At 40.1% G+C, this 12,673-nt stretch carries 12 protein-coding genes; 9 read left to right on the forward strand and 3 right to left on the reverse strand.

Annotated elements, in window-relative coordinates; translation table 11 throughout:
- Window positions 1-85: 85 nt before the first annotated feature.
- The 3 genes from PO903_RS12975 (at window position 86) to PO903_RS12985 (ending at window position 1,232) form a co-directional block, all read left to right on the forward strand.
- Window positions 86-346, forward strand: a complete 261-nt coding sequence (locus PO903_RS12975; RefSeq protein ID WP_069327046.1) for a hypothetical protein — start codon at window positions 86-88, stop codon at window positions 344-346.
- Window positions 347-653: 307 nt separating this feature from the next.
- Window positions 654-956 carry a heme biosynthesis protein HemY gene (locus PO903_RS12980; RefSeq protein ID WP_069327047.1) on the forward strand — a complete coding sequence of 101 codons (303 nt, stop codon included), beginning with the start codon at window positions 654-656 and terminating at the stop codon, window positions 954-956.
- 24 nt (window positions 957-980) lie between these two features.
- Complete coding sequence (locus PO903_RS12985; RefSeq protein ID WP_069327048.1) at window positions 981-1,232, forward strand: YuzB family protein; 252 nt, start codon at window positions 981-983, stop codon at window positions 1,230-1,232.
- A 200-nt stretch (window positions 1,233-1,432) separates the two neighbouring features.
- Here the strand turns inward: PO903_RS12985 and PO903_RS12990 are convergent, their stop codons facing one another.
- Together PO903_RS12990 and PO903_RS12995 are read right to left on the reverse strand one after the other, a co-directional pair.
- Window positions 1,433-3,448 (reverse strand): LTA synthase family protein, encoded by a 2,016-nt coding sequence (locus PO903_RS12990; protein WP_502921644.1) that lies wholly within the window; start codon window positions 3,446-3,448, stop codon window positions 1,433-1,435.
- A gap of 53 nt (window positions 3,449-3,501) precedes the next feature.
- Entirely contained in the window at window positions 3,502-4,662 is a 1,161-nt protein-coding gene (locus PO903_RS12995; RefSeq protein WP_273593617.1) for a THUMP domain-containing class I SAM-dependent RNA methyltransferase, read from the reverse strand.
- Window positions 4,663-4,978: 316 nt separating this feature from the next.
- Here PO903_RS12995 and PO903_RS13000 point away from each other — a divergent pair, with 316 nt between their 5' ends.
- Window positions 4,979-5,623, forward strand: a complete 645-nt coding sequence (locus PO903_RS13000; protein ID WP_273593618.1) for an O-methyltransferase — start codon at window positions 4,979-4,981, stop codon at window positions 5,621-5,623.
- Between the two features lie 119 nt (window positions 5,624-5,742).
- Here the strand turns inward: PO903_RS13000 and PO903_RS13005 are convergent, their stop codons facing one another.
- The gene (locus tag PO903_RS13005; protein WP_273594655.1) at window positions 5,743-6,999 is read right to left on the reverse strand and encodes an MFS transporter; all 1,257 of its coding nucleotides are present in this window, start codon (window positions 6,997-6,999) and stop codon (window positions 5,743-5,745) included.
- Between the two features lie 235 nt (window positions 7,000-7,234).
- On the opposite strand from PO903_RS13005, the gene PO903_RS13010 reads away from it, so the two are divergent.
- From PO903_RS13010 to PO903_RS13030, 5 genes are all read left to right on the forward strand, one after another.
- On the forward strand, window positions 7,235-7,363 hold the full coding sequence (locus tag PO903_RS13010) for a hypothetical protein (RefSeq protein WP_273593619.1): 129 nt from the start codon (window positions 7,235-7,237) through the stop codon (window positions 7,361-7,363).
- A 76-nt stretch (window positions 7,364-7,439) separates the two neighbouring features.
- Window positions 7,440-8,498: a uroporphyrinogen decarboxylase gene (gene hemE, locus PO903_RS13015; protein WP_069327052.1), complete on the forward strand. Its 1,059-nt coding sequence runs from the start codon at window positions 7,440-7,442 to the stop codon at window positions 8,496-8,498.
- 53 nt (window positions 8,499-8,551) lie between these two features.
- Window positions 8,552-9,499: a ferrochelatase gene (gene hemH, locus PO903_RS13020; RefSeq protein WP_069327053.1), complete on the forward strand. Its 948-nt coding sequence runs from the start codon at window positions 8,552-8,554 to the stop codon at window positions 9,497-9,499.
- Complete coding sequence (gene hemG, locus PO903_RS13025) at window positions 9,499-10,935, forward strand: protoporphyrinogen oxidase (protein ID WP_273593620.1); 1,437 nt, start codon at window positions 9,499-9,501, stop codon at window positions 10,933-10,935. Before hemH ends, hemG begins: the two co-directional genes overlap by 1 nt.
- 265 nt (window positions 10,936-11,200) lie before the next feature.
- Window positions 11,201-12,664, forward strand: a complete 1,464-nt coding sequence (locus PO903_RS13030) for a CapA family protein (protein WP_273593621.1) — start codon at window positions 11,201-11,203, stop codon at window positions 12,662-12,664.
- Window positions 12,665-12,673 lie beyond the last annotated feature (9 nt).

Below are 12,673 nucleotides of genomic sequence, written 5' to 3' on the forward strand. Positions count from 1 at the left end.
TTTAGATGAGTTTACCGTAATACTAGAGCAAGACATCAAAAGTGTCTGTGATTATCGTTTTCTACAGAAAAGGGAGAGATGGATTGTGAAATGGAATCGATTTTTTTCGCTACAACAATGGGCACATGTTTTTAAAAGATTGCCAAGCTTATTAACCTCCCGGGAATTACCTCTAGGAGAAAAATTATTATTTCTTATACCAGTGTTAACGTATTGGGTATTGCCTGATGTGATGCCATTTATGCCTATAGATGATATTGGAGTCACTTTGTTGATGATGAATTGGTTTGTAAGTCGAGCGGAACGCAAAACAGCTTTTGTTTACGAGCAAAAGAAAGTACGCTAAATGAAGTGATTCCGTTGCCAATAGCAACATAGCTCACTTTGCAAAGTACACTTTTATGGTAGGATCAAATGAAGAGCGCTTGAGGTTCTAAGCGCTCTTAGTCTTGCGTATTATGCAGTGGAGCTATACAATAGTATAGGTTGAGTTTACAGAATAAGTATCTGAACCGATCATACATTTCATAACAAATGAAACCCAAAAAGTATTGTTGGGTTCATTTCTTTTTCAAAAAAGAATATAATGGTCGAATATTCCAAGTATAGTTCCTGCATATAAGCAGGCTAGTCGATGAAGAGGAGCTGATCTTATGAAAGTCAAAATTACCCGTAATGCAGCGAAAGTGATTCAAGCTGAATTGGATAAACCCGAAAATGAAGGTCTAAAATTGCGCGTATTTATTACCAATTCTCACGGTGATCATGTTCATTATGGTATGGACTTGGGACAACCTGAAGGTGCAGAAGAATTAGTAAGCACAGATAAAGAAATCGATGTAGCGGTTGATCCTAATGAATCTTGGTTAGATGGTATTAAAATTGATTATTTATATTTGCCAGAAGAAGGTTTCGTCATCACTAACCCTTCCAAAGGCAATCATGGCGATCACTAAGATCGTTTGAGAAGGGAAAGTATAATGGCTAACGATATTCGCGTATGTGATAAGTGCAATCATGTTCGCCTCAAAACAATGATTCCAAAGTTGGAAAAAATGGCTCCTGATGCTGAAATTAAAATAGGCTGTAAATCATACTGTGGTCCTTGTGGCAAACGTGCTTTTGTATATATTAATGGCCGTTATGTGAGTGCACCTACAGAAGATGAAGTGCTAGAGAAAGCATCTAAGTTTATTAAAAAACCATCTGTACAAGCGCAAGAACAGGTATAACCAGCAATCAACGGGGAACAACAGATTGCACCGATCGGTATGAAATTATTGAGCGATACGTGCTTTCTATTGCATAGCTGTATATCATAACCAAAAAGCCTTTGTAGATCTCACATTAACGTGATGATCCGCAAAGGCTTTTTTGATATTTATAAATATGATCTTAGAAGAACGATGTCAATCGATCCATTTCAAATGAATTATTTGGCAGTAGTACTGTCTTCATGAAATTGACGAATCAGATCGTACGTAATCAGTTCGTCCGAGACATTCAGACGCTTCTGCGCTTCATCATAGCTAGAACGTGCTTGCTCAATGTCAGTCACTTTACGTGTTTTCATATCGTAGGCAGTACCATGTTCAAATATACCATCTGCTGACGGAATATAGAATACGTTGCCATCGGTAAATGCACCTGTACGTAGTACCACAAGCTTATCTTCTTTCTGATTGAACATATCGTTACCCATCAGATAATAAGGGCTAGCGTTAATACCTAGTAAATGTAGAATCGAAGGTGTCATATCCAATTGCCCGGTAGGTTCATTATACGTTCCTGCGTGACTATCATCAGGTAAATGAACAAGCATAGGGACTTGGTTCATTAGTTGTTCCATATCCAGATCGGTTAAGGAGCGACCTAAGAATTCCTCCATCGGTTCTTTTTCTTTTAACGAATTATCATGATCTCCATAGAACATAAGAATAGTATCATCCCATAAGCCGTTATCTTTCATTTCTTGTTCCATTTCACCGAGAGCAGCATCGACATAGTGGAGAGACTGGATATAATCGCCAAATGTCGTTCCTGTCAGATCGCCCATATCCAATTCTTGTACAGAAGCAGGTAAGCTATACGGATGATGACTGGATAATGTAATCAAAAAAGAGTAAAACGGTTGTTTGAGTTCGACCATTTTATCAAGAGATTGTCGGAAAAATGATTTGTCACCAAGTGACCATCCTAGAGGTTCATCAATCGTAAAGTCTGGTTTACTGTAAAAGGTATCGTATCCCATATTTTGATACATGATCGATCGATTCCAGAAGCTACTTTCATAAGCATGGAATACATTGGTACTGTAATCTTTGCTTTTAAGTATTTTGGGCAACGTATCAAATTCATGATCAGGGTAACGGATAAATACAGAACCTGTAGGTAGCGGATGAAGAGAAGCATTAGAAGCCATATCTGCATCTGATGTACGACCTTGACCGGTCTGATGATAATACTGGCTGAAATACATACTCTTTTTCATCAAGCGATTAATATTAGGTGTGATCTCTTGTCCGTTATAACTTTGACCAATCACAAAGTTCATAAAAGCTTCACCTTGAACAACGATCACATTTTTCCCTTTGTAAGCGCCAAATAGGTCATCATCGCCTGTTTTGGATCTTGTTGCTTGTTTGGCATCGAACCATTGTTTAACTTCATCTGTTTTGTCTGTCGACAATTGATCTTGAGGACCAAAATGATCGTCTGCATACCGATAAGCATCATATCCATGAAAAGCCAGTAGACCTGTTACATTGTAAAGAGACATGTTCCACCAGTTCCCTACAAATAATCCAGTTGCCCATGTAGATGTAGCGAACTTAATCGGACCTATCGTTAAGACCAGACCAAGTACAAAAACAATCATTCCTTGTACCAATCGTTTGGAAAAACGTGTAGACAAAGATGGAGTATACACTGATGAATATCGACCACTTGATGAATAAGATCGATTGGAGCGTCTACGGATACGACGTCCTATTAGAAATGCTCCAACCAGAAGCAAAACGATCCAATCTGCAAACATCCATATATCTTCCATATAAATCAATTCCCAGATGCTATCACCTAGCGAATCCACTTGACCCGCTTGAAGTAATACAGGAATCGTTATGAAATCTTGAAAATAACGGAAGTAGACCAAATCTGAAAAAATCAAAAAAGTTAATAATACATCTAACACAATCAAAGCAATCAGTCGTCCACGATATGGCAAAAAGATCGTCCAAAAAGAGGCAAGCATAATAGAACCAATCGCTGTCACCACATCAAGTGGATTCATATCAATATTTTGCAAATGTAAATGACTATGCAAAATCATTAATTTAACCAGCATTAAGATTAGAAAAATTATATAATCTATTCGAGTAAACGAAACAAGCCACTTCAGGCGATCAAGCCAACTGCCACGCTCTGAACGAGAAGTTAAGTATGGCAAAGCCAGACCCCCTTACGTTTGAAAAAATAAATCCAATCTATACAAATTGTTATTTACGTTGTTGAAGCTTCAGCTTTAGGTTGACGTGGAGGCAAAGGTCCAAGATATTGAAGGAATTGACATTCAATCCGTCCATTGTATAACTTACGACGTTTGTCTGCTTTACGACCGAAATATTGTTCGAATTGACGAGTCGGACTGATTACGAATACAGACCAATCTGGTAAATAGATGGTTGCACGTCCTAGATCACGAATCATTTTTTCGACTTCTTTGACTTCACTTAGACGCTCACCATAAGGAGGATTCGTGATAATACAACCGAATTTTCCTTGAGGTTGTACACGAGCTACAGGCATAACTTTAAATTCGATCTCGTCACCAAGCCCTGCACTTTTTGCACAAGCTTGAGCGATTTCGATTGCTTCAGGGTCTATATCACTACCTACTAATTGCAAAGGAACATCATCTTTGACAGCATCATAGGCTTCATCACGAGCTTGTTCCCACAACTCATCCGGAATAATAGACCAACCTTCAGAAGGGAATGAACGACGTAGACCAGGAGCGATATTCCAGCCAATCATTGCCGCTTCGATCAGCAATGTACCTGAACCACAGAACGGATCATAGAGCGGACGATGAGGTCCCCAGCGACTAAGTAACACCAGTGCAGCTGCTAATGTTTCTTTAAGTGGAGCTTCAGTTGCATGTTTACGATAACCACGTTTGTGAAGAGAAGGACCTGTTGTATCCAACGTCAACAAAGCGATATCATCGTATAAAGACACATCTAGCTTGTACAATGCCCCATCTTCAGGGAACCATTCGGTGTTATACGTTAATTTAAGCTTTTCAACAACCGCTTTTTTAACGATACCTTGACTGGCAGGAACACTGCTTAACTGAGATTTCTGTGAACGACCGGATACAGGAAATTCACCGTCAGCAGGGATAAATTGATCCCATGGTAATGCTTTGGTTCCTTCAAATAATTCATCAAAAGTAGTGGCTTTGAACTCACCCATTTTGATCAATACACGATCAGCTGTACGCAACCAGTAATTGCAACGGCAAATATCAGCAAAATCACCGCTGAATGTTACACGTCCATTTTCAGTTTGCGTATCATCATAACCGAGTAATTTCAATTCTCTTGCGACTACAGCTTCAAGTCCCATCGGACAAGTCGCTATTAATTTCAAATCTTTCATTTTACAATGTCAACTCCATTTAAACTTGTAGGATAGTTCCGAAAACCATACAATCTAGTATAGGTGAATGAGGCTATACTTACAAACGTTTCTATGCCAATATAAATAAAATAAATAAGCATAATTGTAAGGTATATCGCTATTTTTAAAACGATATTGCGCTTATATACGTGATTGTATAGGATAAGGTACTCCGCACATATTGATTTTAATTTCTATTGTAACAGGTTAACGCCATGTAAAACCAAACAAAAATGATCAACATACTATAAAATGCTAAATCTTGATCATGATATCCAAAGGAGAAGTAAACATAATGACAGAACACTCGCCTTACAATGCTGAACAATATATGGATGAATTGCTTCAAGAAGATCCATTGTTAATTCAAATTAAACAAACGATTCGTGAAAAAGGAATGCCAGAAGTATCTGTAGCTCCAGGGTATGGACGATTGTTGACGATGTTAGTACAACTATCTCGTGCAGAACAAGTACTTGAGATCGGTGCGCTTGGTGGATACAGCGGTGTCTGTCTGGGTAGAGGCTTAATGTCTACAGGTACAATTACTTCATTAGAATTACAAGCTGATTACGCAGCTCTGGCTCAGCAACATATGACACTTGCTGGTTTGGGAGAGCAGGTTGAATATCGGATTGGTGAAGCAATTCATAGTCTGGAACAATTGAAGCAAGAAGGAAGACAGTTTGATTTCTTTTTTATCGACGCAGATAAAGGAAATTATTTGAATTATTTAGAATATGCAATTACGCTGGCTCGCCCGGGAGCTATTATTGCAGGTGATAATCTTTTACTACGTGGTCGTACATTGAATCCTGATAAAAATGGGCCTGCTGTTCAAGCCGTGCGTGAATTTAACCGTCGTATGGTGACTGATCCTAGATTAACAGGTACTTTATTGCCTGCTTATGATGGTTTAGCATTAGCGATGGTGAAATAGATTAGTATAACGTTATAGTTCATAAGAAAAGAACCCTCTGATTTCTTCAAGACATTCTATAGAAGAGATTCAGAGGGTTCTTGGTGCATCATATAGCGAGATGTATTGCGGAATTCTAATCACTTTTTATGATAATCGTTAGGGTTAGACTGGGAAGCGGTAGACGCATTGTGTTTCAGTGCACCTGGCTTCACATATAACTTGGTGCGTACCCATACCATATTGAGTAACAATAAGACCCCTGCCATAATAAATAGCCCTTCAATCCCGATAAATCCAGCTAACACACCACCCATCACTGCACCTGTCATATTTCCAAGAGCGGTTGTACTGCTGTTAAATCCAAAGGCTCGACTTTCCATACCATCTGGCGTGTAATACCGAATTAATGAGTTCACACTTGGCAATAATCCACCCATACAGATCCCCATCATAAATCGAACGATGATTAACTGCTCTACATTCTGCACAAAAGCTTGCGGAATTAGCATCAGCCCTGCTCCAATTAACGAGAATGTGAGTACCCGATGTGCCCCATATTTATCACTGACTTTTCCCAAAATGGGAGCCATGAGCATATTAGATAATCCGGTGACTGCACTGACAAGCCCTGCCCAGAAGGCGACATTTTCAGCTGTACCATGTAATTTCTGTACATATAGAGGCATTAGCGTCATCGGACTAATCATTGCAAATTGCAGAAGTAGTGTAACTGTAAATAATGCAGGTAATTGTGGGGTTAAGCTGAGTTCGCGGAATCCAGATAATACGGATACTTTAGGCATTTTAGACGCAGCTAAACGGTCGAATTTCTCACGTACAAGGAAAAGCGCTAACAATGTCGCCATAAAAATACATGCCCCTGTAATATAGAAAATCGATCGGAATCCAACAGTATCTGCCATAATTCCACCTATTAACGGACCAAGTATACTACCGGCTACCGTTCCCGACTGACTGATTCCCATCGCAAATCCCATTTTTTCTTTGGGAGTACTGCTAGAGATCAATGATATCGAAGCCGGATTGAATCCAGATATGGTTCCGTTTAATAAACGAAGGACTAATAAATGCCACGGTTGAGTTGCGAATCCCATGGCTGTAAATACAATCGCCATCCCGAATCCAGAGCGAAGTAACATGACTTTGCGTCCGTATTGGTCAGACAATTTGCCCCATAGCGGTTGAAACAAAAATGAAGTCACAAAGTTGGCAGCAAAAATAACCCCGGACCAGATCGCTATCCGGTGTTCACCTTGCACACCAATATCTTGCGATAAGTACAACGCTATAAAAGGAATGATCATTGTGGTTCCTGCATTAACCAGAAATTGACCAAACCATAATACGATCAAATTTACTTTCCATGCTTGCATCATGTTTCACTTCCTTAAAAAAGTCCATTCATATAGTATACCATAATTGAACACACTTTTTGAGGGGATAAGGTGATTTGATTGAGTAAAAATCACTTTTTATTGGAGTGGGAGATAGAGTGTTTATAGTGCCAAGCGCTTTATGTAAGATATTTTGCTGTGCAAAAATCACTTTTTATGGGAGTGGGAGATAGAGCGCTTATGGTGCCAAGCGCTGAATGTAAGATATTTTGCTGTGCAAAAATCACTTTTTATGGGAGTAGAAGATAAAGCGCTTATGGGGCCAAGCGCTTTATTCATCGGATTGTCATGGGATGTTCATGGTTGGGGAGTTGTTCCTGTACTTGAAAAAGGGCATAATTAGGAAGTGAGATTATTGACAGGAATATTGTTTATTATACAAAAATGACTGATTTTTATTGAACAGCGGAGGCAAAAAGATGACATATAATGATTCCTTTATACGCGCATGTCGAAAACAAGACGTCGATCGTTTGCCTGTCTGGTATATGAGGCAAGCAGGGCGTTATGATCCCGATTATCGCAAAATTAAAGAAAACTATAGTTTGCTCGAAATTTGTTTACAGCCTGAGCTTGCAGCAGAAGTGACCATGATGCCTGTGCACAAGTTAGGTGTGGATGCAGCTATTTTGTATTCAGATATTATGAACCCGGTGGCATCGATCGGAATAGATTTTGATATTGTCAAAGATATTGGACCTGTTATTGCGAATCCGATTCGTAATGCGGCTGATATTGAGCGCTTGCGTCCGATTCAGGTGGAGCAAGATTTGTCTCATATTTTAAAAACAATTCAGATCTTAGATAACGAATTAGAAGTACCTTTGATTACATTTGCAGGTGCGCCATTTACGATTGCTAGTTATTTAATCGAAGGTAGACCTTCCAAAAATTATATTCGTACCAAAACCATGATGTATAACGAACCTCAATTATGGCATGCTTTGATGCGCAAGCTTGGCGATATGGTAGCTACCTATTTGCGTGCTCATGTTCAATACGGCGGTAAAGCATTCCAATTGTTTGATAGTTGGGTAGGTGCATTATCACCGCTTGATTTTAGAACCTATGTATTGCCAACGATTCAGTATATTTTCGATCAACTGAAAGATTTGGATGTACCGAAGATTTATTTCCCGGGAGTGAGTTCAGGTGAATTACTACCAGAACTTCGTCAATTACCTGTTGATGTGATTGGTGTCGATTGGCGTGTATCGCTTGCTGAAGCACGCAGACGATTAGATCATAAGTATGCAGTACAAGGTAATCTTGATCCTTATTTGCTAACCGGACCGTCTACATTAATTCATCAACAAGCCAAATTGATTATAGATGAAGGGTTACAAGATCCAGGATACATTTTTAACTTGGGTCATGGTCTATTCCCGGAAGCTTCGATTGATAAGCTCAAAGAATTGACAGATTATGTTCATGAGTATTCAGCAGAAGTGCTTCGTCAACGCATCACTTCAAAGTAATAGATATAGTAGTAATTTAGAATAACGATATGAATTGAAGGAGCGAATAAATAATGAGTAAAAAAATTGGTGTTTTGGTTATGTCTTATGGTACGCCAGCAAGCTTGGACGATGTAGAAGCGTATTACACCCATATTCGCCGCGGAAATCCACCTGGAGCTGAACAATTAAAAGAATTAAAAGATCGTTATGAAGCAATCGTTGGCGGTGTTTTTCCTTTACGTGAAAATACAGATAATCAAGTTCTCGGTATGCAAAATATGCTGAATGAGCATACGAAAGATAGCGATTTGGAATTTGTGTGTTACCAAGGGCTAAAACATGCTTTTCCATTTATCGAAGACGGTGTGGAAAAAATGGCGGCTGATGGGATTACAGAAGCTGTCGGTATCGTACTTGCTCCTCATTATTCTACAATGAGCGTAGCTAGTTATATCAAACGTGCGAAAGAAACAGCAGAAAAGCACAACTTACCGATTTCATTTATCGAAAGTTATCATTTGCATCCTAAATTGATCGAAACGTTATCCAATCGTGTAAATGCTAAATTAGAGCTATTCGAAGAAACAGGTGCTACACGTGAGCAAGTTCGTGTATTGTTTAGTGCTCATAGTCTACCTGAACGTATTTTAACGATGGGAGATCCGTATCGTGATCAATTGATGGAGACATCCAAAGCGATTGCAGAACGTGCCAATGTTCCTTCATGGCAGTTCACATGGCAAAGTGCTGGACGTACAGCTGAGCCTTGGTTGGGTCCTGATGTGTTAGATACGATGCAAGAACTAGCGAAAGAGCAAGTGAAATATGTACTGGTAGCACCAATAGGATTCGTATCCGATCATTTAGAAGTATTGTATGATCTGGATATTGAAGCACAAGAATTAGCAACTGAGATTGATATGCGTCTTATGCGTATCGATTCACTAAATACGGATCCATTGTATATGGAAGTACTCGCAGACGAAGTCATTCGTAAATATAAAGAGGTGCATGCATAATGAGCCAATCTACTCGCCGTGTCGTTGTCATAGGCGCAGGGATGACTGGACTCAGTGCGGCTTACTACATGCGCAAGTTTTTACAAGAAGCAGAGATTACAGCACAGATCACGATTGTAGATCAAGACGATCATATCGGTGGTAAAGTGAACACATTACATCGTGATGGCTTTGTGATCGAACGTGGCCCGGATTCATTTCTCGCTCGCAAAACAGCGATGGTCGATCTGGCAACCGAGCTGGGGATGGAAGATGAATTAGTCACTACCAATCCAGAAGCAAAAAAAACGTATATCCTTCATGATGGTCAATTGCATCCGATGCCTTCCGGTCTGGTGCTTGGGATTCCTACTGAACTGAGATCCTTTATGGAAAGTGATCTGTTATCGATGGATGGCAAAATTCGTGCATTGGATGATTTTCTTTTACCTGCCAAAATGGACGGCAAAGATGAGTCGTTAGGTGATTTTATCGAACGTCGTCTGGGCAAAGAAGTATTGGAAAATGTAACCGAGCCATTGCTTGCAGGAATCTATGCAGGCGATACACGTAAGTTGAGCTTGCAAGCGACATTTCCACAGTTTGGTGTAGTGGAACGTGAATATGGCAGTCTGATCAAAGGAATGAATACAGGAAGCAAACCTGTAGAAACGCACACAGGCACCAAAAAAAGTGCATTTCTAACGTTCCGCAATGGATTGCAAAGTCTGATTAACCGTCTGGGTGAATCATTGTCTACAGCAGATATGCGTTTGAACACAGGTGTAGAGTCTATTCAGCCTCAAGCAGATGGTACGTATATCGTATTGTTAAATGATGGACAGCCGGTAGTTGCAGATCATGTAATTGTCACTGTACAGACATTTGCCGCTTCAAAACTATTGAAACCTTTGGTAGATACAAAAGCATTAGATCTAATCAATTATGTATCGGTAGCGAATGTCGTTATGGCTTTTGATCGCAAAGATATTCAGACGGAGTACGATGGTTCTGGATTCCTTGTGCCTCGTAAAGAAGGTCGTACGATTACAGCTTGTACATGGACTTCAACCAAATGGCTTCATACCAGTCCAGATGATCGCGTGTTAATGCGTTTCTATGTCGGACGTTCTGGCGATGAACAAGTGGTGGATGAATCCGATGAGCAGATCAAAGCTAAAGTATTGCACGATATGCGTGAATTAATGGGTATCGATGCAGAGCCTTTATTTACAGAAATTACACGTCTTCATCATTCGATGCCACAGTATCCTGTAGGACATATGGATAATATTTCTATGTTACGTGCTCAATTAGCAGCGCAATATCCAGGAGTATTAGCACTTGGAGCAGGATATGATGGAGTCGGACTACCTGACTGTATTCGAACAGCCAGAGAAATGGCGATGAGAGAAGCAGAACGTGTTACTTCTTTCTCTAATAGTCATTCATCTTAAAATGATATAAATAAGAATAGCCTTCTGTAATGTAAAGTACTCTGATTACACTCCTAAGTCGCATACATGATGCAATGTTATGGAGATGTCCAAAGAGACTTTACACCGCAGAAGGTTTTTTGCATCCTAGCATCACTTTTGCCGAACAACTAGAACCTGTTATAATAGACAAAGCGTAAAAGTAGGATTAAGCAATGATGTCATAAGATATCGTCCAATCGTCTTCAGGTATAGTAAAATATTGCAAGCATTAAAGGAGTTCTTTATGTATACGACAAGGTCTCAACAATCCCGTCAGCGTCAGCAAGAAAAAAAGCAGCGTCAAAAGCGGCTCCGTAACTGGATCGTATTTAACACTGTGCTGGTTCTGTCTATTGTTGCACTTGGCGGTTATTATTGGTTGCATGTGAAGCCACAAGAAGTACAGCAAGCCTCTACGTATCCGACAGAATATCCATTAGATCAGGCAACAGCGCCAGATTCGTATGGGAATGACCCTGTAGTGGATGACAATGATCATTCTAATCAGCCAGATGAAGAAGAAGCAGATCCGTCTCGTGCTACAACAGAAGCCGATACAGAACATCTAGATCAGACAGCAACCGATTCAGAAGCAATAGATATACCATCCAAAGACTCAACATCAACAGATCAAGCACCAGAAGAGACAACACCAGAGTCGTCTACTGACAAAGTAGAACCTCCCAAGTCTTCTTCAGATTCTTCCGAGTCATCTAATAAAGAACTTAAACCTGCTACCCGTACAGAACCATCCGGTCAGACCGTAACGCTTCATTTTGGTGGAGATGTGATGTTTTCGGGAAAAGTCGGTGAAAAGTTAGCCAAAGCAGGATATGATTATCCTTATCAATATGTAAAAGATTCATTTACTTCGGACGATCTGACCGTTGTTAATTTGGAAACGCCTGTAACAGATTCCAATACAACCGCAGCAGATAAAACGTATGCGTTTAAATCATCGCCTCAAGCACTCCCTCATATGGCAGACGCAGGTATCGATGCGGTGAATTTAGCGAATAATCATATTTTGGATCAAGGCATCACAGGGCTTACCGATACGATTGCTCAACTGGATCAAAGCGGAATCGCCTATGTAGGGGCTGGTAAAAATAGTGCTCGTGCTTATCAACCTGTGTATTTTGACCGTAAAGGAATCAAAATCGCTCTCTTGGGATTCAGTCGAGTTATTCCAGAAACAAGTTGGAATGCTGGGAAAGATCAGGCAGGAGTAGCGACCACATACGATTCAACCGCTGCTGAGGCGGCAATTCGTGAAGCCAAAAGTAAAGCCGATCTTGTTGTCGTTGTCGCTCACTGGGGTGTAGAACGTTCAGATACACTAGCTGATCATCAGAGTGATCTTGCACATACATTTGTCGATGCCGGTGCCGATCTGGTTATTGGTGGTCATCCTCATGTATTGCAAGGATTAGAGCAGTACAAAGGTAAATGGATCGCTTATAGTACAGGTAATTTTATTTTCACTCGTTCACTGGTTGCAAAAACATGGGACACCGGTGTGTTTGAAGCAAAATGTACAGTCGATGGGAATTGCAGTATGCAGGTTATTCCGTACACTGCGGAGTTAGGTCAGCCGGTACCGATGCCATCAGATAAAGCTCAAGCAGTACTCCAACGATTACAGACATTATCTAATCATATTCAATTTGATATCAAAGGAAATGCTATCGCAAATCCAGCCAATTAATAGATCCTA

It is taken from the genome of Paenibacillus sp. PK4536 (genome assembly GCF_028594455.2).
Classification (GTDB): domain Bacteria; phylum Bacillota; class Bacilli; order Paenibacillales; family Paenibacillaceae; genus Saccharibacillus; species Saccharibacillus nuruki.